Here is a 25079-nt window from a genome sequence, read left to right on the forward strand (position 1 = left end):
ACAAGGCAGGCCGCGTCGCGGCCGGTCACGGGGAAGGCATGTCCGCGTCGCGGCAGGTGGGGCGGATGAGCGTGCTGGCGATCTCGCTGGCGCTGGCGATGGGGCACTCGGCCGCGCATGCGCAGACGGCATGCGCGGCCAACGCCTCCGGTTCGACCAACGCCGACGCCACGGTCTGCGGCCAGGGCGCGACGGCGGTGGGGACGCAGGCGTCCGCCTATGGCAACGGCTCGTTGGCGAACGGGAGTCTCTCCACGGCTCTGGGCGGCAGCGCGATCGCCAATGGCCCGGACGCGACGGCGCTGGGCGGCGATGCGTTGGCCCGCGGACAGGGCGCACTGGCGCTCGGCGCGTCGGCCGTGGCCGGCGTGATGAACTCCGTGGCGGTGGGCGTGGGCGCCCAGGTGACGGCGGTCAACGCCGTGGCCATCGGCGCCACGTCGGTGGCCTCGCGGGCCAACACCGTCTCGATGGGCGACGTCGGCGCGGAGCGCCAGGTGGTCAACGTCGCGGCCGGCACGCAGGGTACCGACGCGGTCAACCTCGCCCAGCTCCAGGACGCCACCCACGTGGCCGGCACCTACCTGAGCGTGGGCGCCGATCCCAGCGATACCTCCGCCGCGACGACCGACGGCGATGGCGCCGTCGCGCTGGGACGGTCCGCCTTCGCGTCCGGCAGCGAGTCGTCCGCGTTCGGTTCGTCCTCGCTGGCCCAGGGCAGCGGTGCCATCGCACTCGGCGCCCAGGCGGCGGCGATCGGCCAACTCGCCTTCGCGGGAGGCTACGGCGCCTCGGCGTCCGACGTGAACACCGTCGCGCTGGGCGGGAGCGCGAGCGCCTCGGCCGCCGCGTCGGTGGCCGTTGGTGGCCGCAACGAGCAGGCCGACGGCACGCCGATCTTCGGCATGGCGACGGCAACCACCACCCAGGCCAATGGCGTGGCGTCGACCGCCATCGGTGCCGGTGCGCAGGCCAACGGCATCTTCAACACCGCTGTGGGTTCGGGCTCCTACGCCAACGACCGCTCGGCCGTGGCGGTCGGTGGCGTGGTCGATGTGCTGGTCGACCAGCTCGGCGAGTCGTTCGCGGGGCAGCAACTCCAGAACACGCAGGCGACCGCCCGGCTCTCAAGCGCCTTCGGCGGGGGCGCGCAGGCGCTGGAATACGCCTCGACCGCCGTGGGTGCGATGTCGTCGGCGTCGGGCATCCGCTCGATCGCCATGGGTTACTACACCACCGCCACCGGTTATGACGCGACGTCGATCGGTGACCGGGCGCAGGCCACGGACGACTGGACGACGGCACTGGGTGCGGGCACGCGCGCCATGGTCAAGCAGGCGACCGCGGTGGGCAATTTCAATACGGTCTACGGCCTGGGTGGCACGGCCGTGGGCACGAACAACTATGTCGCGGGCGACTACGGCACCGCGGTGGGCTACCAGGCGTGGGCCCAGGCGACCGACAGCGTGGCCATCGGCCACAACTCGATGATTTGGCACCAGAACATCCCTGAGGATTCGAACGATCCGGTGGTCTTCCATGGCGACGTCGCCGTCGGCTCGCAGACCGACGTCTATGGCAGCAACTCGGTCGCGATCGGCCAGGGTGCCCGCGTGGGCGACAGCTCGCAGCCGGTCGGCACGGCAGGCATCGTCGACAACAGCGTCGCGCTGGGCGCTAACGCCGTGGCCGACCGATCCAACACGGTGTCGGTGGGCAGCGCCGGCCATGAGCGCCAGGTGGTCAACGTCGCCGCCGGCACGCAGGACACCGACGCGGTGAACCTGTCCCAACTGCGCGCCGTCAGCACGGCGATCGGCAACCAGCAGGCGCTGGCGGTCACCTATACGGACGCGACGCAATCGGGCGTGCGCCTGGGCGGCGCGAACGGCACGACGATCGACGGGCTGGCCGCCGGTTCGCTCGCGGCCGGCAGCCTCCAGGCCGTCAACGGCGGCCAGTTCAACCAGTCGTTGAACGCGGTGGCCGGCATCGTCGGCGGCAGCGCCTTCGTCGATCCGACGGGACGGCTCGGCGGGTTTCGCCTGACCGTGCTCGGCCAGGATTACACCACCCTGGCCGGCGCGATCGGCGCGCTCGACAAGGCCGTGTCGTCGATGGGGTCGGCGTATGGCGCGACGGCCGGCGGGGTGAGCATGGGCGCGGGCGCGTCCACGGTCGCCCAGACCGGCCTGGCCGTGGGTAACGCTGCCCATTCCGGCGGCGACAAGGCCACCGCCGTGGGCGGCGGCGCGACCGCGGTGGGCCCGGGTGACACGGCGATCGGCGGCGGCGCCACCGTCGGCGCGGACCAGAGCACGGCGGTGGGCGCGAACGCGACGATCGCGGCGGCGGCGACGAAATCGGTGGCCGTCGGCGAAAGCAGCTCGGTGCAGAGTCCGTCGGGCACGGCCCTGGGGCAGGGCGCCCAGGTCACCGCGACCAACGCCGTCGCGCTGGGTGCGGACTCGGTCGCCGACCAGGCGAATACCGTGTCGGTGGGCAGCGCGACCAACCAGCGGCGGGTCACCAACGTCGCGGCCGGCCAGGCCGCGACGGATGCGGTCAATCGCGGCCAGCTCGACGCGGCGACCAGCCAGGCGATCCAGGCCGCGCAGACGTATTCGGATGCCGGTGACGCACGCACGCTGGGCGCCGCCAACGCCTACACCGATACCAAGGCCGCCAACATGGTCAGCCGCAACGACTTCAACGGCTTCGCGAACAGCGTGCAGCAGCGGTTCGGCGTGCTCGACACGCGGGTGGCGCGGGTCGGCGCGATGGGCTCGGCGATGAGCGGCATGGCCGGCGCCATCGCGGCGGCCGAGGGCACCGACAACCGCGTAAGCGCGGCGGCCGGCGGGTACCGCGGCCAGGGCGCCCTGGCGGTGGGTTATGCGCACAAGCTGCCCGGCAGCGGCGCGATCCTGGTCGGTGGCGCGCTTGCCGGTGGCGGCGAAAGCAGCGGCACCGTGGGCGTCAGCTTCGGCTGGTGAGGGGCAATCACATGAATCGCATGAAACGACAGACGGGCCAACGGGGAAATCACGTGAACAGATCGAAATCCATGGGCTGGTTCTGCGGTGTCGCGCTTTGCGTCGGCACGGCGGGCGCGGCGGCACAGACGGTGGACACCACGCTGAAGGTCGCCAGCCTTCCGCTGAGCACAAGCGACCGCATCGAAGGCTTCATCGTGCACTACAAGCCGGGCACGCGCGCGCCGTCGACAACGGCCGTGCAGGCCTTCACCGCCGCGCGTTCGCTGGTGGCGGCGAAGACGGCGACGCTGTCGACCAACGCATTGCGTGCGGCCAGCTTCCGCTTCGAGCGGGCGACCGCCTCTGGCGGCATGGTGGTGCGCGCCGGCAAGGCGCTCGACGGCACCGCGGCGATGGCGCTCATGAAGCAGGTCGCGGCCGATCCCAACGTGGAATCGGTGGAACCCAACGTGCGCATGCATGCCTTCCGCGACATCCGCCCCGCCGATGCGACCACCGGTACGCCCAACGACCCCAGCTTTTCGTACCAGTGGCACTTCCGCGCCGGCGACGGCACGATGGAGACGATCGGCAAGGACACCCAGTCGTTCGCCAACTACGGCGGCTCGAACGCGGTGAAGGCGTGGTCGCTGGCACAGGGCGACGGCGTGGTCGTGGCGGTGATCGACACCGGCGCCACCCAGCATCCCGACCTCGACACCAGCCTCACCGACCAAAGCTACGACTTCATCTCCGATGCCTTCGTCTCGGGACGCGCGGCGGACGGCCGGGCCAAGGGCGCGTGGGACCAGGGCGACTGGACCACGGGCGATACATACCTTGCCAGCAATGGCGGTTGCGTCGACTACACCAGCGTGCAGCCCGAAGACAGCTCCTGGCATGGCACGCACGTGATGGGCAACGTGGCGGAACTGACCGACAACGGCGTCGGCATGGCCGGCGTCGCGTACAAGGCGCGCGTGCTGCCCGTGCGTGCCCTGGGCCATTGCGGCGGCAGCACCTCGGACATCGCCGATGCCGTGGTCTGGGCCGCGGGCGGTCACGTGGACGGCCTCGACGACAACACGCATCCGGCGCAGGTCATCAACATGAGCCTGGGCGGCGGCGGCGCGTGCAACGCCAGCACCGACCTGGGCAAGGCGATCGCCACGGCGATCGACCGTGGCGCCACCGTGGTGGTGGCCGCGGGTAACAGTGGCGAAGACGCCGCCAACACCAGCCCGGCGAACTGCCCCGGCGTGATCACCGTGGCGTCCAACGGCATCACCGGCAAGCCCGCGTTCTATTCCAACTACGGCTCGGTGGTGACGCTCTCGGCCCCCGGTGGCGGCGGATACGCCAACGACGCCTCGTCGGGCACGCTGGTCGCCGCGGGTTTCGCCTGGTCGGCCATCAACGCGGGCACCACGGTGCCCTCGACGCCCACCTACGGCAGCATGGCCGGCACGTCGCAGGCGACGCCGGAAGTGGCCGGGGCGGTGGCGCTGATGATCAGCGCCCGGGCGAAGGCCGGACTGGCGACGCTGACGCCGGGCCAGATCAAGACCTACCTGGCGCGCACGGCGCGTGCCTTCCCGCAACGGCCGTCACAGGCCTATGGCGCGGGCATCCTCGACACCTACGCGGCGGTGCAGCGCGCCATGGTGGTGAGCGACCCGACCGCCGATGCGATCGCGCTCGCCAACGGCGTGCCGACCAAGTACCAGGGCGACGGCACCGCCTCCGAGGTGCTGTTCAAGCTGGTCGTGCCGGCCAAGGCGCGCGGGCTGACCCTGCGCACGCTGGGCGGCAGCGGCGACGTGACCCTGCTGGTGAGCAAGGACACCGCACCGTCGGTGGCCTCGGCGCAATACACCTCGGCGCACGTCGGCAACAACGAGTCGGTGACGATCAACAACGCGGCGCCGGGCACCTACTACCTGCTCGTCACCGGCATCACCGGCGGCACGACGTTCTCGGCGATGGGGCTCTACACGCAGTAAGGTCCCCGGGCGGGCCGCCTGTCGCGGGGCCCCTTTCGTGCAAGACGGCCACCGCCGGCATGCGCTTGCCGGCGGTGGCTTTCCGCGCCGCATGCGGTTAGCTTTAATGCACCTTTTCGGTGGCGGGGAGAGCCATTGGTGCTGGCGCGTGTTGCATTGGTCGAAGACGACGAGGAGCTTCGGGAAAAGCTCCTGGGCCCGGGTTTGGCATCGTATGGCTTTGCCACGCGCACCTTCGCCGATGCGGACAGTTTCTACCGCCAGTGGGCGCCCGACGCCTTCGACCTGCTCGTGGTCGACGTCAACCTGCCCGACGGCAGCGGGTTGCAGGTGATCCAGCGCCTGCGCGCGGAGGGCTCGCGCATCGGCATGGTGGCCCTGAGCGCCTTGCCCATCGAGTCGGTGGGACTATCGGCGTTCCAACTGGGCAGCGATCTCTACCTGATGAAGCCGGTGACGGTGGGCCTGCTCGCCTCGGCGCTGCATGCCGTGCTACGTCGCACGTGGTCCGCCGCCGAACCCGGTCGCGCTCCCGCCACGGAAGCGACCGATCGCGAAGGCTGGTACCTCAACGCGTCCGATGGCGAACTCATCGCCCTCACCGACGCCGAACGCACGCTCGTGCAGCGCCTGCGCCAGGAGCAGGGGCGCCCGGTCGAACGCGAAACGCTGATCGAGGCGCTCACCAGCAACACCGCCGACTTCGATCCGCATCGCCTGGAAGTGCTCATCCATCGCCTGCGACGCAAACTGGTGCGCACCGCGCAGCCGAAGCTGGAAATCGTCACCATCCGCGGCAGCGGTTACGGCCTGCTCGAATCCTGATCGCCGTCAGACGCGGCGCAGGCGCAGTTCGAAGCAGGTGCCGCGTTCGGAGGCGTCGCGCAGCAGCAGTTGGCCGCCCAGCGATTCGGCCATCTGGCGTGCGCTGAACAGGCCCAGCCCCGTGCCGTTCTGCGGCGCCTTCGTCGTCCAGAAGGGTTCGAAGACCGATGCCCGCTGCGCTTTGGGGATGCCCTTGCCGCTGTCGCTGAAGCTCACCACGGCCCGCCCGTCCTCCACGCGGCAGGCCAGTTCAACCACCCCGCGGCCGGCGATGGCATCGCGCGCGTTCGTCGCGAGGTTCAGCAGGATCAGCGCCAGGCACGGTTCATCGAAGCTCACCCGATGGTCGCCGGGCCCGACGTCCACGCGCAGTTCGATCGCCTGGCCCAGCGTCATCGCCAGAAGAGGGACGATCTCCGGCAGCACCCCCGCCAGATCGATCGCGGTCGGATGGCGCGGCGAGGCCTTGGCGAGCGAGGTGATCCGCTGGTTGAGGCGCACGGCACGGTCGGCGGCGGCCTCGATGCCGTTGAGCGAATCGGCGAGCACGCCTTCGGTCTGGCGCACGTGGCCCCACGCGCGTTCGACGTAGGCCGCGATCACGTTGAGGAGGTTGCCCAGGTCGTGCGATACCGCCGTCGCCAGCGATGCGGCGGCTTCGGTCTGGGCCGAGCGATTGACCTGTCGCTGCAGCTCCATCGTGACGTCCATCTGCTCGCCCAGGCGGGCGGAGAGTTGTTCGGCCTTCTGGCGCTGCTCGTCCGAGCGCTCCACCGCGGTGCTGAGCACGACGATGGTGCGGTCGACCAGCACGGCGACCAGGGCGATCTGGAACAACTGCCGGAAGAACGCCACGACGAACTCCGGCGGCACGCTCATCGGCGGATCGGCGCCCAGCCATTCGGCGGCGGCGGAGGCCACCGTCACCACCTCCATCGCGGCCATGAACATCCACAGCGCGCGTCGACCCACCACGTAGGCGGCGATGATCATGATGACCAGCGGCAGCAAGGCCGACGGCAGGTCGAGTACCGGCGTCACGGCGTAATACCACCCGAGATACACCAGTAGCGCCGCGGACAGCAGCCAGCCGGAGGCGCGCACGTTGCGGAAGGTCAGGCCGAAGGCCGCGAGCGCGGCCATCGCCGTGAGCATGTCCTTGGCAAAGCGCAGGAACGTGAGGGGAACCGGACCGCCGACCCGCAGGTTCACCGTGAATCCGTACGAGCCGACGCCGATGATCGTGATACCGACCAGCAGGCCCAGCACGCGAACGAGCGCGCGCCGGTGCGCGTCCAGACCCTGTTTGACCATGCCCACCGCGCCCCCTTTCACCGACGTTGCCTGCGCCGGATCGAGGCTACCGCAGTCGGCCGCCGATGGGCAGCCGTCGGCAGGTCGGCATCTCCCCCATTCGTGGGTGGAGGCGCGGCGCGCAACGGGTCACCATCCCATCGTCACGCGCCGCTTGCCCCGCGCGATGCATCGTTCGGTATCTACCCATGGAGGCCCCGCATGACCAACGTCGCAGAACAGCTCGTCGAGACCCTGGAGATCGCTGGCGTCAAGCGCATCTACGGCCTCGTCGGCGATTCCCTCAACGGCATCACCGAAGCGCTTCGGGCGCGCGAGACCATCGAATGGTTCGCCGTGCGCCACGAAGAGGTTGCCGCGTTCGCCGCGGGCGCCGAGGCCCACCTCACCGGCGAACTGGCCGTGTGCGCCGGCAGTTGCGGCCCGGGCAACCTGCACCTCATCAATGGCCTGTTCGACTGCCATCGCAACCGGGTGCCCGTGCTGGCGATCGCCGCGCACATCCCCAGCAACGAGATCGGTTCGGGCTATTTCCAGGAGACCCATCCGCAGGAGCTTTTCAAGGAGTGCTCGCACTTCGTCGAGCTCGTGTCCGATCCCAGCCAGATGCCCCGCCTGATCGAGCAGGCGATCCATGAAGCGGTGTCCAGGCGCGGCGTCGCGGTGCTCGTCATCTCCGGCGACATCGCCTTGCGCAAGGCGGGCGAGCGCAAGCCCTCGTCGCGTCCCGTGCCGCGCCTGCCGCGCGTGGTGCCCCAGGCCGACGACATCGACGAGATGGTCCGGCTGCTCGACGCCGGTCGCAAGATCACGGTGTTCTGCGGTGCCGGTTGCGCGGGCGCCCACGACGAGGTGGTCGCGCTCGCCGAGCGGCTCAAGGCGCCGATGCTGCACTCGATGCGCGGCAAGGAACACGTGGAGTGGGACAATCCCTATGACGTGGGCATGACCGGCCTGCTCGGTTTCTCCAGCGGCTACGCCGCCATGGAAGCCTGCGACACCTTGCTGATGCTCGGTACCGACTTTCCCTACGGCCAGTTCTATCCGGAAAAGGCGACGATCGTGCAGGTCGACCTGCGCGGCGAACACCTTGGCCGGCGCTGCCGCGTCGATCTGGGCGTGATCGGCGACGTGGGCGAGACGGTGCGCCTTCTGCTCGACCGCCTCGCGCCGCGCACGGACGACGCCCACCTGCGCCGCGCGCTCGATCACTACGCCAAGGCACGCAAGGGCCTCGACGAGATGGCCGACGAGCAGTCGACGCACACGCCGATCCATCCGCAGCTCGTCGCGCGCCTGGTCAGCGAGGTCGCCAGCGACGACGCCATTTTCACCTGCGACGTCGGCGAGCCGGTGGCGTGGACGGCGCGCTACGTGAAGACGAACGGGCGCCGTCGCATCCTCGGGTCGTTCGTCCACGGATCGATGGCGAACGCCATGCCACAGGCGATCGGCGCGCAGGCCGCGTGCCCCGGTCGGCAGGTGATCTCGCTGTCCGGCGACGGCGGCTTCTCGATGCTGATGGGCGACATCCTCACCATTCGCCAGCACCGCCTGCCGGTTAAGATCGTCATCTTCAACAATGGATTGCTCGGCTTCGTCGACATCGAGATGAAGGCGGTCGGCTTCCTTCCCCACGGCACGCGCCTGGACAACCCCAGCTTCGCCGCCATGGCGCAGGCCATGGGTATCCATGCCCAGCGCGTCGAGGCGCCCCAGGCCCTGCGTCAGGCGCTCGTCGACGCCTTCGCGCACGATGGCCCCGCGCTGGTCGAAGTGGTGACCGACCACCGCGAACTGGTGATGCCGCCGAGCATCAAGCGCGAGTACGCCAAGGGCTTCAGCCTGTGGATGCTCAAGGCGGTGATGAACGGGCAGGGCACCGAAGTGCTCGACGTCGCCAGGACCGCGCTCGACCACTAAGCGGCACCCCGCGCGGGGGCGTCGTTCGTGAACGACGTCCCCGCGCATGCACGTGATGCGTGTTTTCTTCAACGCACGCGTGCGCCAGGCGAGGAAGCTTCAAGGCGGATCGCGTCCCTCGGCCTAAGGTGGGCGCATCGCAGGCGCGGCCTGCGGCTCACTCCGAGGTCCGTCATGCCGTTCAACGAACTGATCACGCCCGCGCGTTGCGCGCTCGCGCTGGTGGACTTCCAGCCCGCGATGTTCCAGGGCGTGCAGAGCCACGACCGCAAGCTCATCATGGATAACGCGCGGATCCTCGCCCGGGCCGCGCGGCTGTTCGACGTGCCGGTCGTACTGACGACCGTGGCGAAGGACAGCTTCTCCGGTCCGTTCATGCCCGAAGTAACCGACGGGGTGTTTCCCGGCCATCCCGTCATCGATCGCACCTCGATCAATGCGTGGCTCAACGACGATTTCCGCCGGGCCGTCGCGGCGACCGGCCGTCGGCGCATCGTCATCGCCGGCCTGTGGACCGGGGCATGCGTGAATTTCCCCACCCTGGACATGCTCCGCGAAGGCTACGAGGTGATCGTGGTGACCGACGCGTGCGGGGACACCAGCGCCGAAGCGCACGAACGTGCCGTGCAGCGGATGATCCAGGCCGGCGCCATACCGATGACCGCGCTCCAGTTCGTGTTCGAACTGCAGCAGGACTGGGCGCGATCGGGCACGTACGAGGGCGTGATGGACATCCTGCGAGACCTTACGCCCTACGGCATCCAGGTGCGCTTCTCCAAGTGGGCGCTGGGTGAACACGCGTCCGAGGCGGGCTGAGCCGATGTCGCCCTACCTCATATCGATCGGTTTCGGTCTGGCGGTCGGCATCGCGTACGGGCTCTTCGGCGTGCGCTCGCCCGCGCCGCCCATGATCGCGCTGCTGGGCCTGTTAGGCATGCTGGCCGGCGAAGCCGCGGTGTCGTGGGCGAAAGGCCATCCCGACGTGTGGGCCAACCTGTGGCACAGCAAGAGCTTCTCGATCACGAAGCACGAACCCACCCGGTCGCACGACGACCCTGCCTGAGCCGCCACGGAGCGTCGCATGTCGTCCGCGCCCGACCTGATCCTGCACCGGGGGCTGTTCACCACCCTCGATCGCCGCCGACCGACCGTCCACGCCGTCGCCATCCGCGATGGACGGTTCCAGGCCCTGGGCGACGACCGCGAGGTGCTCGCCCTGGCCGGGCCGCGCACCCGGGTGATCGACCTGGGTGGGCGCCGGGTGCTGCCGGGGTTGATCGACAACCACCTGCACCTGATTCGCGGCGGGCTCAACTACAACATGGAACTACGCTGGGACGGCGTGCCGAGCCTGGCCGATGCCATGCGCATGTTGCGCCGGCAGGTGGAGGTCACGCCGCCACCGCAATGGGTGCGCGTCGTGGGCGGGTTCACCGAACACCAGTTCGTGGAGAAGCGCCTGCCCACGCTCGATGAACTCAACGCGGTGGCGCCCGACACGCCCGTGTTCATCCTTCACCTCTACGACCGCGCCTTGCTCAACGCCGCGGCGTTGCGTGTCTGCGGCTACACGCGCGACACGCCCAGCCCGCCGGGCGGTGAGATCCAGCGTGACGGCCACGGTCACCCGACCGGTTTGCTGCTGGCCCGGCCCAACGCATCCATCCTCTATGCCACGCTCGCGAAGGGACCCCGGCTGCCCTTCGACTACCAGGTCAACTCGACGCGCCATTTCATGCGCGAGCTCAACCGGCTGGGCGTGACCGGCGCGATCGATGCCGGCGGCGGCTCGCAGCAGTGGCCCGACGATTACGCCGTGGTGCGGCAGCTCGCCGACGCGGGTCAGCTGACGATCCGCATCGCCTATAACCTTTTCACGCAGAAGCCCCGGCAGGAGAAAGACGACTTCCTCGCCTGGACGCAGTCGGTGACCTACCAGGAAGGCACCGATTATTTCCGGCACAACGGCGCGGGCGAAATGCTGGTGTTCTCGGCGGCCGACTTCGAGGATTTCCGCCAACCGCGCCCGGACATGGGCCCGGAGATGGAGGGCGACCTCGACGCCGTCGTGCGCATCCTCGCGCAGAACCGCTGGCCGTGGCGCCTGCACGCCACCTATGACGAGACGATCCGTCGCGCGCTGGATGTCTTCGAGAAGGTCGCCCAGGACATCCCGCTCGACGGCATCCACTGGTTCTTCGATCACGCCGAAACCATCTCCGACGCGTCGATCGGGCGCATCGCGGCGCTTGGCGGCGGTGTCGCCGTGCAGCATCGCATGGCGTACCAGGGCGAATACTTCGTCGAGCGCTACGGTGCCGGGGCAGCGCAGACCACGCCACCCGTGCGCCGGATGCTCGAGGCGGGCGTCAAGGTATCGGCGGGCACCGATGCCACGCGTGTCGCCTCGTACAACCCGTGGGTGTCGCTGGCCTGGCTCGTGACCGGGCGTACGGTCGGTGGTCTTCGACTCTATCCGCCGCGCCAGTGCCTGGATCGCGAGGAGGCCTTGCGCATGTGGACCGAGCACGTCACCTGGTTCTCCAACGAAGAGGGCAAGAAGGGGCGTATCGCCGAGGGCCAGTTGGCCGATCTCATCGTGCCCGACCGCGACTTCTTCGCGTGCGCGGAGGACGAGATCGTCGGCACCACATCGCTGCTGACGCTGGTCGGCGGCACCATCGTGTACGCGGCAGGGCCGTTCGCCTCCCTCGATGAGGTGGACATGCCGCCCGCGATGCCCGATTGGTCGCCGGTGAACACCTATGGCGGCTACGCCGCCTGGGCCGCGCACGAGCAGCGACGGCACGCGACCGAGGCCCGTGGGCAGGCCCCCTGTGGGTGCGCCAGCGCCTGTGGCATCCACGGGCATGCGCATGGGCATGCGCACGCGGCGCCCGTGCCCGTGGACGACTTCAAGAGCTTCTGGGGCGCGCTGGGTTGCGCGTGCTGGGCCGTATGAGCCCCGCGACCCCTCCGATCGCCACGCGTACCGGGCTTGTTCCCTGGCTGGCGTTGCTCGCGCTGTGTTCGGCCTACCTGCAAGGCGCGTTCTGCAAGTGGCTTGACTTCGACGCGGCGGTCGCCGAGATGCAGCACTTCGGACTGGCGCCGGCATGGCTGTTCGCGGGCGTCGTCATCGCCTTCGAGATCGTCTGTTCGCTGGCGGTGCTCTCCGGGCGACGCCGTTGGCTGGGCGCGTTCGCGCTGGCCGCGTTCACGCTCGCGGCAAACGTCCTCGCCAACGCGTGGTGGCACGTGCCGGCGGGGGCGGAGCGCGACATGACGATGAATGGCTTCTTCGAGCACCTCGGCCTGGCCGGCGCGTTCGTCTACGTCGGCTGGCTCGACGTGCGCAGGCGTCGCGATGGGCGCTGAACGGGGCGGACTCGCCGATAGCTTGCGGCCGTTGCGCCACGCGACGTTCGCCGTCCTCTGGGCGGCGACCGTGCTGGGTAACACCGGCACCTTCATGCGCGACATCGCCAGCTCGTGGATGGTGACCGAACTCGGCGGCGGTCCCGCCGCCGTGTCGATGATCCAGGCAGCCGGCTCCCTGCCGATCTTCCTGCTCGCGATTCCCGCGGGCGTGCTGTCGGACATCCTCGACCGCCGTCGATTCCTCATCGGCGTGCAGATCCTGCTGGCGTGCGTGAGCGCCGTACTGATGGGCCTGGCTGCCACGAACCACCTGAGCATCGCCGCGCTGATTGCCCTGACGTTCGTCGGTGGCATCGGTGCCGCGCTGGTCGGCCCGACCTGGCAATCGATCGTGCCCGAACTGGTCGAGCGCACCGAACTGAAGGACGCCGTCTCGCTCAACTCGCTCGGCGTGAATATCGCGCGCGCCATCGGCCCCGCCGCGGGTGGCCTGATCCTCGCCGGGATGGGTGCGGCGGCCACCTACGGCACCGACGTGTGCAGCTATGTCCTCGTGATCGCCGCGCTGGCGTGGTGGCGGCGCCGGACGGTGGGCGGATCGGCATTGCCGGAGAACTTCTTCGGCGCGTTCCGTGCGGGCGTGCGTTACACGCGGGCGAGCCGCGAGCTGCATCGGGTGTTGTTCCGCGCCGCGGTGTTCTTCGCGTTCGCCAGTTCCGTCTGGGCGCTCCTGCCGCTCGTGGCGCGTGGCGTCCTCCAGGGCGGCGCGGGCTTCTACGGCGTGCTGATGGGCGCGGTCGGCGCCGGTGCGATCGCCGGGGCCCTGCTGCTGCCGCGCATGCGGGCGTATTGCAGCGCCGACGCCTTGTTGCTCGGCGCGTCGCTGATGTCCGCGGCGGTGATGGCGGTGCTCGCCCTGGTGCCATCCAAGGCCGTCGCGCTGCTCGCCCTGCTGGTGCTCGGCGGTGCATGGATCATGTCGCTGACGACCTTCAACGGCGTGGCGCAGGGCATCCTCCCGAACTGGGTCCGGGGCCGTGCGCTCGCGGTGTACCTCACGGTGTTCAATGGCGCCATGGCCGCCGGCAGCATCGGCTGGGGCGCGCTGGCCGAAGCCGTCGGCACCGGACCGGCACTGCTGTGCAGCGCGGCGGGCCTGGTGGTGGCGGCCTTCGCGATGCGCCGCGTGCCGCTGCCGTCGGCCGAGCGGGATCTCTCCTCCGCGCATCCGTGGGCGGAGCCGGCCACCGTCGAGCCCGTGGCGAACGACCGGGGACCGGTGCTGATCCTGGTGGAGTACGACGTCGCCCGCGATCGGCTGCCCGCGTTTCTCACGGCGCTGGAGCGCTTCTCCATGGAGCGGCTGCGCGACGGCGCCTACGCGTGGGGCGTCACCCAGGACTCGGCCCGTCCCGAACGCGTGGTGGAGTGGTTCATGGTCGAGTCGTGGGCCGAACACCTGCGCCAGCACGAACGTTTCAGTCACGCGGGCGCCGACCTCCAGGCGGAGGCCGTCGCGTTTCACCGTGGCGCGTCACCCCCGCGGGTGACCCATCTGATCGGCCTCGACGCGGCCTCGCTCGCGCGCGGTCCTTCTTCCTCCTGACCTGTGGACTTCCCGACATGCGATTGCACGCCCTGCTTCTTTCCCTCGCGCTCGTGACGGCACCGGCGGCCTTCGCCGCCAGCCCGGACTACGCGGTGGGCAGCCAGTACGACACCACACACGTGTACGTCGCACCCGCCGACGTCGACGCCTTCGTGCGCAGCTTCGTCGGCACCTTCGGCGGGCAGTCGACGACGCAGGTCGTGGTCACCGTGACGCCCACGCCGTCCCGTACCTCGTCGCAGCTCGTGCAGACCCCGGTCGGCACGCTGTCGGTGTTCGGTTTCCGCACCCCGGTGCCGTATCCGTTCGGCCTGGAACGCACCGGCTACCTCGTGACCGACCTCGACGCGGCAGTGAAGGCGGCCAACGCCGCGGGGGCCGCCACGCTGGTGGCGCCGTTCGACGACCCGATCGGACGCGACGCCGTGGTGACCTGGCCCGGCGGCGTCAACATGCAGCTCTACTGGCACACCCGCAAGCCGGCCTATGCGCCGTTCGAGCACGTGCCTGAGAACCGCATCTACCTGCCTGCGCCGTCGGCCGATGCGTTCGTCAAGGCGTTCGTCGCGTTCGCGCACGGCAAGGTCGTCTCCGACGAGCGTAACGCGCCGGGCGGCGAGATCGGCCGCAAGGCCGGCAGCTATCGCCGTATCCGCATCGTGTCCGGCTACGGCAAGGCGACGGTGCTGGTCACCGACGGTCACCTCGACTGGCCCTACGGCACCGAGCTGACCGGCTACGAGGTGGGCGACCTCGACACGACGCTGGCCCGGGCCCGCGAGAACGGCGTGACGGTGGTCGTGCCGGCGCACGCCGATGGCGACCGGCGCGCGGCCATGCTGCAGTTTCCGGGTGGCTACGTCGCCGAAGTCCACAGTGCGTCGCGATGACGCGAGGGTGGCTACCGATGGTCGCCGCGCTGCTCGTCGCGGCACCGGTGGTGGCCCAGGACACGACGGACGGGACGGCGAGTACCAACGAAAGCGTCGTCCCCGCACCGGGACGACCGTCGATCCTGCCCAACCGCTGGCAGGAGGACTGGTCGGTGCTCGCCGACCCGGCCGTGCCACGCAAGCCTGGGGATGCACTCAAATACGTACCGTTCGGTCCGGGCGGCACGCACTACCTGACGTTCGGTGCCACGCTGCGCGAGCGTCTGGAAAGCAACGATGCGCCCGCCTTCGGCATCGGTGCCGCACGGGACACCTACCTGCTCCAGCGCGCGCAGGTGCACGCCGGCCTGCATTGGGGCATGCCGTGGCTGGCTTTCGTGCAACTGGAGGACGCCCGCCCCTTCGGCAAGGCGCGGGTGGGGCCGGTGGATCGCAACCGGGCGGACCTGCGCCTGGCTTTCGTGGCCTGGCAGGGCGAGGCCTTCGGGGGCATCGCCAAGGCACGTATCGGCCGGCAGGACTTCGCGCTCGACCTGCAACGCTTCGTCTCGTTGCGCGACGGGCCGAACGTGCGCCAGTCGTTCGACGCCGCGTGGGCCGACGTGGAACATGGACCATGGCGGATCATCGGCTTTCTCAGCCACCCCGTGCAGTACCGCGACGTCCGTGCGTTCGACGATACCTCGGGGTCGAGCCAGCGCTTCCACATGATCCGCGTCGAGCGGCACGTGCTCGGACGCAACGAGCTGTCGTATTACCACGCGTGGTATGACGACGATGGCACACGCTACCTCGACGCGCACGGCAATGAGCGCCGCCAGGTCGATGACCTGCGCCTGGCCGGTACGCGCGGGCCGCTCGATTGGGACGCGGAGGGCATGCGCCAGGGCGGTCGGGTGGGGCGATCGACGGTGGATGCCTGGGCGCTGGGGGTGCGCGCCGGCGTCACGCTCGACGCGGCATGGACGCCGCGCCTCGGCGTGCAGTTCGATACCGCCTCGGGCGATCGCCGTCCGGGCGACGGACGCCTGGGTACCTTCAATCCGCTGTTTCCGAACGGCTATTACTTCTCGCTGGCGGGCTACACGGGCTATGCGAACCTGATCCATATCAAGCCCAGCATCACGCTCAAGCCGACCACGTCGCTGACCCTGATGATCGCGCGAGGCCTGCAATGGCGGCGCACGGCGGCGGATGCGATCTACGTGCAGCCCGACAACCCGTTACCCGGCACCGCCGGTACCGGGTCGCGCTGGACGGGACACTACGATCAGTGTCGCGTGGACTGGACGTGGCACCCTGGCCTGACGCTGTCGGTCGAGGCGACTCGTTTCCATGCCGGTCGCGCCGTGCGCGACGCGGGCGGGCACGATGGCCACTACGGTGGCGTGCAGGTGGCCTGGGGGTGGTGACGTCGCCCGTCGTTAAGGTGGTGTCGATGACGCGGGCGGCGCATCGCCGCCGAGCGCGACGTACAGCGACGCCGTGTCGCTCAGCCGCGCGGCCTGCGCCTGGATGCGCGTGATGCGCGCGGCCTGGTAGGCCTGCTCGGCGTTGATCAGGGTGAGCGCGTTGACGTAGCCCAGCGCCTGTTGCTCGCGGGTCAGGTCGAGCGTGTGCCGCGCGGCCGCCTCGGCGTCGTCCGCGGCGGCCAGTGTGCGGGCGTCGTCGTCGATCGCGTGCAGCACGTCGGCGACGTTCTGGAACGCGGCGAGCACCACCGAGCGATACTGCGCCGCCGACTGCGCCAGGGCCGCTTCGGCGGCGCCCTGGCGGTGCTTGAGCGCGCCGAAATCGAACACCGTCTGGGTCACGCTGCCAGCCAGCGACCAGAACAGGTTGTCGTCGGTGAACAGCCGGGAAAACGTCGTGGCGCTGCTGCCGTAGGCTCCCGAGAGCGTGAACTGCGGTAGCCGGGCGGCGAGCGCGACACCCACCTGGGCGCTCGCCGCATGCACCTGGTCTTCGGCGGCGCGCACGTCGGGCCGCCGGTCGACGAGGGTGGACGGCACGGCGTCCGGCAGGGTGGCAGGCAGGCCCAGGCCCTTGAGGTCGAATTCGGGCGCGCCCGCCCGGTCGGCGGTGTCGCCACCGAGCGCGGCGAGCAGGTCGCGGTTTTGCGCGCGTTGTTTTTCGATCGCGGGCAGGGCCGCACGCGCCTGGGCCAGGGCGGTTTCCTGCGCCGCCACGTCCAGACCCGAGGCATAGCCCAGTCGCGCCTGCTGGCGCAGGATGTCCAGCGCGCGGGTCTGCGCCTGGATGATGTCTTGCGTCGCCTCGGCCTGTGCCTGCAACGACGCCTCCTGGATGGCCGCCTGCACGACGCTGCCGGCGAGATCGAGGCGGGCGGCGTCGAGCTGCCGCTCTTGCGCGTCGGCCAGCGCCTGGGCCGCTTCCACCGATCGTCGGCCGCCGCCGAAGACGTCGGGGTTGTAGCTCACGCTGAGCTGCGCCGTGTGCAGCGTGTAGTAGGTGGCGTTGGAAGCGAGCGTCGGCGAGAGCGTGCCCGTGGCGTCGCGTTGCCGCGACGGCGCATAGCTCACCTGCGCTGCGGGAAACAGGCTCGCGCGTTGCGCCGCCAGGTTTTCCCGCGCCTCACGCAACGCGGCTTGCGCCGCCTCCAGGTCGGGGTTGTGGGCCAGTGCGTCGGCCACGCGGCGATCGAGCGTCGGTGAGCCGAACGCCTGCCACCAACGGGCCGGGATCGTCGCGCCGACGGACCAATGTTGCGACGGCGCGCTGGGGCTGCCGACCGTCGCGGTCAGGGCGTGTCCGGTGAACGTCGCGGGTGAGGGCGTGTCGGGTCGCCGGTACGTCGGACCGGCGGCGCAGCCGGTGAGCGACGCGGCCAACAGCGCCAATGCGCTCGTCCACCGGAGGAACGCGGCGCGACTCATGCGGCATCTCCCCGGTCGAGGCGACGACGACCGCGCCGCTCGGACCATTCGACCACCAGCACCTGCAACGCGGGAGCGACCACGAGCAGCATGATCGGGCCGAGCAGCATGCCGCCGACCACCACCACCGCGAGCGGCCGCTGCACCTGGCTGCCGATGCCCGTCGACAGCGCGGCCGGCAGCAGGCCGATGCAGGCCGACAGGGCGGTCATGAGCATCGGGCGCATTCGCTGTTCGGCCGCCTGGCGCATCGCGTCCGGCGCGCTCATGCCTTCGGCCCTCAACTGGTTGAAGTACGTGATCACGAGGATGCCGTTCATCACCGAGACCCCGAACAGCGATACGAATCCGATGGCGGCGGAGATGCTGAAGTCGAGCCCCGAAACGTAGAGGGCGACGATGCCGCCGCCGATCGCGAAGGGGATGGCCGCGAGGGTGAGCAGGCTGTCGCGCAACGAGTCGAAGAGCGCGAACAGCAATGCGAGGATCAAGCCAACCGCGATGGGCAGCACCACGGCGAGACGTTGCCGCGCCTGTTGCAGGTCGTTGAACTCGCCCGCCCAGCTCAGGTGGTAGCCCGGCGGCAGGTGCACGTGTTCGGCGATGCGCCGCTGCGCCTCGGCCACCGTGCTGCCGAGGTCGCGTCCACGCACGCTGAACTTCACCGGCACGAAGCGCTCGTTGCGTTCGTGGTAGATGTACGAGGCGCCCGTGTCCAGCGTGATGTCGGCCACGTCGCGCAGCGGCACGTAGCCGGCCTTGCCGTCGGGCAGCGTGTAGCCGACGGGAATCCGGCCGATATCGTCGATGCTGCGCCGGAACGGCGCGTCCAGGCGCACCACCACGTCGAACTGCCGGTCGCCTTCCAGCACCTGGGTCGCGGTGGTGCCGCCGGCGGCGGCCTGGATCACCGCGTTGACGTCCCCGGTATTGAGTCCGTAACGCGCGGCCTTGGCGCGGTCGACGGTGACGTTGAGGTTGGGCTGGCCCAGCACGTGGAAGACGCCCAGGTCCTGCACCCCGGGCACCTGCTGCATCTGCTTCATGATCTGGTCGGCGAGGCGTTCGAGTTCGCCCAGGTCGGGACCGAGCACCTTGACCGAGTTGGCGCCCTTCACGCCGGAGAGCCCTTCTTCGATGTTGTCCTGGATGTACTGCGAGAAGTTGAACTCCACGCCGGGCATGGCGTTGTGGAACTCGTATTGCAGGTCGGAGACGAGGGCTTCCTTGGTGTGCCCGCTGGGCCAGGCGTCCTGCGGCTTGAGCGGCACGAACAGTTCCACGTTGTAGAAACCCGACGCATCGCTGCCGTCGTCGGGGCGGCCGTGTTGCGAGACCACGGTGACGACCTCGGGGTGGCGAAGCAGGATCCGCCGCAGCATCGCCACCTTGCTTTCGCCGGCTTCCAGCGAAATGGTGGGCGGTAGCGTCGCGCGGATCCACAGGTTGCCTTCTTCCAGCGCCGGCAGGAATTCCGTGCCGATGCGCGACATGAGCAGCACTGCGCCTAGCACGAATCCCAGGCCCAGGCCGACGGTGAGTCGTTGCCGGGCCAGCGCCCACGCCAGCACGGGCGTGTAGAGGCGGCGGATGCCGCGCACGAAACGCGTTTCGGTTTCTTCCACGTGCCTGGGCAGCAACACCGATGCCAGCACGGGCGACACGGTGAAGGTCGCGATCAGGGCGCCGGTGAGGGCGTAGGCGTACGTGCGCGCCATGGGGTTGAAGATCTGCCCCTCCACGCCCTGCATGGTGAAGAGGGGAATGAACGCCGCCACCGTGATCGCCGAGGAGAACAGGACGGCGCGATCGACCTGCGTGGCGCTGACGAAGAGCAGGCGCAGGCGGTCGGTCCAGCGAGCATCGCCGCCGGGTAGCGGCGACGCCGCGAGCAAGGCCTGCTGTTCGTCGGGACGCTTCTGGAAGTTGCGGAACACGTTCTCGATCAGGATCACCGCCGAGTCGACGATGATGCCGAAGTCCACCGCCCCGAGCGACAGGAGGTTGGCCGAGTCGCCCAGCGCCACGAGGATGATGATGCTGAAGAACAGCGCCACCGGGATGTTGGCGCTCACGATGATCGCGCTGCGCAGGTCGCCCAGGAAGATCCACTGGATCAGGAACACGAGCAGGCAGCCGAACACCAGGTTATGCAGCACGGTGTGGGTGGTCACCGCGACCAGCTTCGAACGGTCATAGAACGATACCAGCTTCACGCCCGGCGGCAGCGTGCCGTCGCTGTTGAGCCGGGTCACTTCGTCCTTGATCCGCGCCACCACGTCGTTGGTGTGCAGCGTGCGATTCATCACCACGATACCGGTGACCACGTCGTCCTGCCGGTCGCGGCCGGCGCGCCCCAGCCGCGGCACCGCGCCGATATCGACGTGGGCGACGTCACCCACCGTTACGGGCGTGCCGTGCGACTGGGTAAGCACGATGTCGCCGATATCCGCCACGTCGCGGATCAGGCCGATGCCGCGGATGTTCACCGATTGCTGGCCGACGCCGAGCGTGCGTCCGCCCACGTTGCCGTTGGCGTTGCCGATCGCGGTGATCATCTGCGGCAGCGTGATGCCGTAGGCCTGCAAGGCATCGGGGTTGGCGCGTACTTCATAGCTTTTGGTGGTGCCGCCCCAGGTGACGACCTGGGCGACACCGGGCACGGACAGCAGGCGGCGGGTGACGACCCAATCCTGCAACGTGCGCAACTGGGTCAGGCTCACCGACGGCGGGCCCACCAACTGGTAGCGAAACACCTCGCCGACCAGGCTCGAGGCCTGGATCTGCGGTTGCACGCCATTGGGCAGGGTGACGTTCTGCTGAAGCGCGAGGGCCGCCTGGGTGTAGTCGAAATAATAGTCGGTGCCGTACTTGAACGTGACGCGCACGAACGACAGGCCGTAAAACGAGGTCGAGCGGATGCTCTCCACGCCGGGCACCGTCGCCAGGCCCACTTCCATCGGCCGTGTATAGCTGCGTTCCATTTCCTCCGCCGACAGCCCGGGGGCCTGCGCGGTGATTTCCAGGATCACGGGGGCGGGATTCGGGTAGGCCTCCACGTTGAGGCGCACGTAGGCGACGATGCCGGCCACGAGAAAGGCCACCAGTGCCATGCCCACGATGGCGCGCCGGGTCAGCGCGAAGGCGACAAGTGCACGGAACACGTTCGGTTTCTCGCGATGGGGGGCTAGAGCGACTGGAGGTCGAGGGCGTTGCTGAGGAAGAGCGCCCCATCGGTGGCGACGCGCTGGCCTTCTTTGAGGCCTGAGAGCAAGGGGTAATAACCGTCCTGCGGCGTGCCCACGCGCACGGTTTCGCGCGTGAAGCGGCGACCGTCGAGCGTGGAGAACGCCACCATGCTGCCGTCGCCCTGGCGTACCACCGCGTTCATCGGCAGCGCGGGCATCCGGCTGGGCCGCGCGGTGAGGATGCGATAGGTCACGAGCATGCCGGCGCGCAGGTCCGGTGGCGGCGAGGACAGCACCGAGCGCACGGTGACGCGGTGGGTGTCCGGATCCACGCGGTCGGCCACGTAGTCCACCGTGGTGGTGAAACGCGAGTGCGGCAACGCCTGCACGCTCGCGATCGACGTGTCGCCGGCGTGGATGGCCGCGGCATCGTCCTCGGGCACGTCGGCGATGAACCAGGCGGCGTCGGTGCCACGGATCTCAAAGCGCGCGGGGGCGTCGCCCGGTTGCACCACGTCGCCGACCGAGACGTTGCGGCTGACCACGCGACCGTCGACGGGACTGTCGATGCGCAGTTCGCCATCCACGCGCCGTGTCGCGACGATCCGGTCCATCTCCGGGTCGCTTTTCCCGAAGATGCGCAGGGCCTGCCGGGCGGCCTGGTAGTTGCCTTCGGCCGCCTGCTGGTCGGCCACCGCCTGCTCCAGGTCACGGGGCGCGTTGGCCTGTACCTGGGCCATGGCCTGGGCCCGCTTGAGCGTCGCGTCGGCCTGCGCCCGCTGCGCGGCATTGGACACCAGCGTGGCTTCCGCCTGGGCGAGGTCCGGGCTGGCGACGGTGAACAGTGCCTGCCCGTGCCGGACGAGGTTGCCTGCCTTGGCGAACACCTCGCTCACGCGGCCGGCATAGGGCGAGTTGACCTCGGCCAGATGGTCGCCGTCGAAGTCGATCCGGCCGACGGCATCGACGCCCGCGGTGAACTCCCGGGTCGCCACGGCGCCCACTTTCACCTGGCGCGCCTGCTCGGCATCGATCACCACCGACTGCGGACCGTCGTCGGGCGCGTGGGGTCGCGGCCGGTCGGCGGCCTCCACCGGCGCCGACGGCAGGTAGCGGTGGGCCACGACGAGGAAAACGGCGAGCAGGCCGCAGGCCAGGACAAGGGGGCGATGTCGGTTCGACTTCATCGTCTCTTCGCTACGGACGGAACGGCGGCCGGCGCCGGGAGGGCGCGGAGGCGGGACAGCGCCGCTACGTTAGGTCGTGGCCGTGGGCGAGGCCAGTTACAAAATGGAAAGGTCGGGCGATGGCAGCTCTATGGTGACGCACAGGCCGGGATGGCCGTTCTCGAGGGTGAGGCGGCCCCGGTGCATCGAGACCACGGCGGCCACGATGCTCAGGCCCAGGCCGTTGCCTTTCTGGTGACGGCTGGCGTCGGCGCGGAAAAAACGTTCGGTCGCCCGGGCGAGCACGGCCTCGGGCACGCCCGGGCCATCGTCGCGCACGCTGAGGCGTACCCAGTCACCGGCCGCGACGGCCCGCAGGGTGATGTTCGCCCCTTCGCCGGCGTATTTCAGGGCGTTGTCCAGGAGGTTGGCGAGCACGCCCGCCAGCAGCTGGCGGTCGCCCATCGCCTCCGGCGTGCCCTGGACCTCCGCGCGCAACGCCATGGCCTGTTGTTCGGCGGCGGGCTGGTAGAGGTCGATCATGTCGTCGAACAGGCCGACGATCGACAGCCGCTCGAAACTGCGCCGACGCACGCCGGACTCGGCTTCGGCGATGTGCAGCATCTTGCCCAGCACCGAGATGAGTCCGTCGACGTCGTCGATGGCGCGTTGCGCGTCGTCGGGCAGGCGGACGTCGCGCTCGGGCGAGCGGAGGGCCTGCTCCAGGCGCACGCGGATGCGTCCCAGCGGCGTGCGCAGGTCGTGGGCGATGGCGTTGGACACCTGGCGCGCGTTGTCCATCAGCCGCTCGATCTCGTCGAGCATGGTGTTGACGTCGTGCGCCACGATGGCGAACTCGTCGCGCGACCGGCCGATGGCGATCCGCTGGCCGAGCCGTCCGGCGGCCACTTCGGTGGTGGTGCGATGGATCGCCTTCAACTGGCGCTGCAACTGGGAGCGGAAGAGCAGGGCGCCGCCCGCCGAAAGCAGCACCGCGAGCAAACCGCCCACCACGAACGCCATCATGATGCGATGTTCGAGCATGCGCACGTCCTGTACGTCGCGTCCCACCACCAATGTCTCACCGCCGGTGAACCGATGGGTCAGCAGCAGCGCCGACGCGGGGCGTTGCAGCCGCTCCAGCTCGCCCTGGTGAAACCCGTCGGTCGCGACCGCTTGGGCGGGCCAGGTCGTGAGGTTGCCGATGATGCGGTGGCCCGCGGCATCGAGCAGCAGATAGATCTCCGTGTCGCTGTCCTGGTCGTCGGTGAGCAGTTCGTGGATGCTCGCTACCAGTCCGCCCATGCCGTGCTGGCGTTGCTCCTGCACGAGCTGTCGCTCGCGGCTGCGCAACTGTTCGTCGATGTTCTTGCGCAGCAGGCCGGCGGTGCCGACGTAGAACACCCCCGCGATCAGCGTCACCGACAACAGAAGAAGCGCGACGTAACCCGCCGCCATGCGAAACACCATCGAGTGGCGAAAGTCGGTCAGGGACACGCGGGCTCATCCCCGTCGATGGTGTAGCCGGCGCCGCGCACGGTACGGATGATCGACGGCGCGCCGTCGCCGTCGATCTTGGTCCGCAGGCGACTCATCTGCACGTCGATCACGTTCGTCTCCGGATCGAAGTGGAAGCCCCACACGGCCGCGAGCAGCATCTTGCGCGTCACCACCGTGCCCTGGTGGCGCAGCAGGCATTCGAGCAACTGGTATTCGCGTGGCTGCAGGGCGATGGGGCGTCCGTCCCGGCAGACGCGCCGCAGGCGCGGATCGAGGGTGATCGGCCCGGCGCGGAACATCTCCGGGTCGGGGCGCTGGCCCGCCCGCCGTACCAGCGCGTCCACCCGCGCGAGGATCTCGTCCAGGGCGAACGGCTTGGTCAGGTAATCGTCCCCGCCGCTGCGCAGGCCGCGGATACGCTCGTCGAGGCTGCTCAGCGCGCTGAGCACGAGCACGGGGGTGAGGTCGCCGCGCAGGCGAAGGGTCGCCAGGAGGTCCAGCCCATCGACGTCGCCGGGCAGCATGCGGTCGAGCAACACCACGTCCCATCGTTCGGCGTCGAGCCGTGCGAGGCCGGCGGGCCCGTCGTAGCAGACCTCCACCGCGTAGCCGGCCGCGGCCAGGCCTTCGCGGATCGATTCGGAGGTATCGAGGTCGTCTTCAATCAACAGGCAGCGCATCGTCGGGACCGGGTCCGGGCAGTCGTCACGCGCCGAGTGTCCGTGCCTTACCCCACACGGGGCTTACAAAAAGGGGCATCCCGGCCATCGAGATGACGGCCTGATGGATGGTTCGATCCCGGGAGCGGTGTTGGTCTTGGTGGTCTGGTAGCGCCAGAGCGCGTTGCACCTGGGCGGTGTCGCAGGGAGACCTTGGTGTCCACCCTCGCTGCTCGGGCAGTCCTCCGCGTTCGACAGGGAAGGCCGCTGACGCGGCCCATGTATTTCATTGGCCTGCGGCCGCTCTCTTGTGCGGAACTCGCCTCGAGGGTGGACACCAAGGTCTCTTCCGAGCGGTGAGGTCGGGTGATAGGAGAGCGGTAGGCGCTCGATGACTGATCTGCGCAAGCGCTGCGTGATATGTGAAACGCCAACCCGACAACGGGTATCCGACGTCGCGACGAGCCAACCGGCGCGGTTGGGCGGGGCGACGTGAAGCTCACTGGCTCGCCGCGGTGCGCCGTACGGGCTCTCACAACACGTCGCCTCAGTCATGGGGAGAGTCTTCGGTGTCCACCCTCGAGGCGAGTTCCGCACAAGGGAGCGGCCGAAGGCCACTTAGGTACACGGGCCGCGTCAGCGGCCTTTCCCTGTCGACCGCGGAGGACTGCCCGAGCCGCGAGGGTGGACACCGAAGGCTCTGGCCCCACGGCCCCACGGCCACACGGCCTCATCGTCCGAGC

General features: G+C 69.6%; 17 protein-coding genes. 11 read left to right on the forward strand and 6 right to left on the reverse strand.

From position 1 onward, the window contains the following. Nucleotides 1-38 precede the first annotated feature (38 nt). The 3 genes from PI246_RS04440 (at nucleotide 39) to PI246_RS04450 (ending at nucleotide 5806) form a co-directional block, all read left to right on the forward strand. Entirely contained in the window at nucleotides 39-2996 is a 2958-nt protein-coding gene (locus PI246_RS04440; protein WP_320550070.1) for a YadA-like family protein, read from the forward strand. A gap of 53 nt (nucleotides 2997-3049) precedes the next feature. Then, the gene (locus PI246_RS04445) at nucleotides 3050-4981 is read left to right on the forward strand and encodes a S8 family serine peptidase (RefSeq protein ID WP_320550071.1); all 1932 of its coding nucleotides are present in this window, start codon (nucleotides 3050-3052) and stop codon (nucleotides 4979-4981) included. Nucleotides 4982-5119: 138 nt separating this feature from the next. Further along, a complete protein-coding gene (locus tag PI246_RS04450) occupies nucleotides 5120-5806 on the forward strand; it encodes a response regulator transcription factor (RefSeq protein ID WP_320550072.1) in 687 nt (228 codons plus the stop codon). 6 nt (nucleotides 5807-5812) lie between these two features. Here PI246_RS04450 and PI246_RS04455 read toward each other — a convergent pair whose 3' ends face one another. Continuing rightward, a complete protein-coding gene (locus tag PI246_RS04455; protein ID WP_320550073.1) occupies nucleotides 5813-7120 on the reverse strand; it encodes a sensor histidine kinase in 1308 nt (435 codons plus the stop codon). Nucleotides 7121-7321: 201 nt separating this feature from the next. Between PI246_RS04455 and poxB the strand changes: the two genes are divergently transcribed. From poxB to PI246_RS04495, 8 genes are all read left to right on the forward strand, one after another. After that, a complete protein-coding gene (gene poxB, locus PI246_RS04460; RefSeq protein WP_320550074.1) occupies nucleotides 7322-9043 on the forward strand; it encodes a ubiquinone-dependent pyruvate dehydrogenase in 1722 nt (573 codons plus the stop codon). Between the two features lie 174 nt (nucleotides 9044-9217). Next, nucleotides 9218-9859, forward strand: a complete 642-nt coding sequence (locus PI246_RS04465) for a hydrolase (RefSeq protein WP_320550075.1) — start codon at nucleotides 9218-9220, stop codon at nucleotides 9857-9859. A gap of 4 nt (nucleotides 9860-9863) precedes the next feature. Then, the gene (locus tag PI246_RS04470) at nucleotides 9864-10106 is read left to right on the forward strand and encodes a DUF1427 family protein (RefSeq protein ID WP_320550076.1); all 243 of its coding nucleotides are present in this window, start codon (nucleotides 9864-9866) and stop codon (nucleotides 10104-10106) included. 18 nt (nucleotides 10107-10124) lie between these two features. Next, entirely contained in the window at nucleotides 10125-12005 is a 1881-nt protein-coding gene (locus PI246_RS04475) for an amidohydrolase (RefSeq protein ID WP_320550077.1), read from the forward strand. Next, on the forward strand, nucleotides 12002-12421 hold the full coding sequence (locus PI246_RS04480) for a DoxX family protein (RefSeq protein WP_320550078.1): 420 nt from the start codon (nucleotides 12002-12004) through the stop codon (nucleotides 12419-12421). Before PI246_RS04475 ends, PI246_RS04480 begins: the two co-directional genes overlap by 4 nt. Continuing rightward, nucleotides 12411-14030, forward strand: a complete 1620-nt coding sequence (locus tag PI246_RS04485) for an MFS transporter (protein WP_320550079.1) — start codon at nucleotides 12411-12413, stop codon at nucleotides 14028-14030. The genes PI246_RS04480 and PI246_RS04485 overlap by 11 nt, the downstream gene beginning before the upstream one ends. Before the next feature lie 17 nt (nucleotides 14031-14047). Continuing rightward, nucleotides 14048-14923 carry a glyoxalase gene (locus PI246_RS04490; RefSeq protein ID WP_320550080.1) on the forward strand — a complete coding sequence of 292 codons (876 nt, stop codon included), beginning with the start codon at nucleotides 14048-14050 and terminating at the stop codon, nucleotides 14921-14923. A 17-nt stretch (nucleotides 14924-14940) separates the two neighbouring features. Next, nucleotides 14941-16338: an alginate export family protein gene (locus tag PI246_RS04495; protein ID WP_320550081.1), complete on the forward strand. Its 1398-nt coding sequence runs from the start codon at nucleotides 14941-14943 to the stop codon at nucleotides 16336-16338. A 12-nt stretch (nucleotides 16339-16350) separates the two neighbouring features. On the opposite strand, the gene PI246_RS04500 is transcribed toward PI246_RS04495, so the two are convergent. The 5 genes from PI246_RS04500 to PI246_RS04520 form a co-directional block, all read right to left on the reverse strand. Continuing rightward, complete coding sequence (locus PI246_RS04500; RefSeq protein WP_320550082.1) at nucleotides 16351-17823, reverse strand: efflux transporter outer membrane subunit; 1473 nt, start codon at nucleotides 17821-17823, stop codon at nucleotides 16351-16353. Beyond that, a complete protein-coding gene (locus PI246_RS04505; protein WP_320550083.1) occupies nucleotides 17820-20987 on the reverse strand; it encodes an efflux RND transporter permease subunit in 3168 nt (1055 codons plus the stop codon). The genes PI246_RS04500 and PI246_RS04505 overlap by 4 nt, the downstream gene beginning before the upstream one ends. Nucleotides 20988-21010: 23 nt before the next feature. Next, entirely contained in the window at nucleotides 21011-22198 is a 1188-nt protein-coding gene (locus tag PI246_RS04510) for an efflux RND transporter periplasmic adaptor subunit (RefSeq protein WP_320550084.1), read from the reverse strand. A 96-nt stretch (nucleotides 22199-22294) separates the two neighbouring features. Beyond that, nucleotides 22295-23674, reverse strand: coding sequence for a sensor histidine kinase (locus PI246_RS04515; protein WP_320550085.1), 1380 nt, complete (start codon nucleotides 23672-23674; stop codon nucleotides 22295-22297). Further along, nucleotides 23665-24357 (reverse strand): response regulator transcription factor, encoded by a 693-nt coding sequence (locus PI246_RS04520; RefSeq protein ID WP_320550086.1) that lies wholly within the window; start codon nucleotides 24355-24357, stop codon nucleotides 23665-23667. The genes PI246_RS04515 and PI246_RS04520 overlap by 10 nt, the downstream gene beginning before the upstream one ends. Nucleotides 24358-25079 lie beyond the last annotated feature (722 nt).

Source organism: Luteibacter sahnii (assembly GCF_034063545.1).
Classification (GTDB): Bacteria; Pseudomonadota; Gammaproteobacteria; order Xanthomonadales; family Rhodanobacteraceae; genus Luteibacter; species Luteibacter sahnii.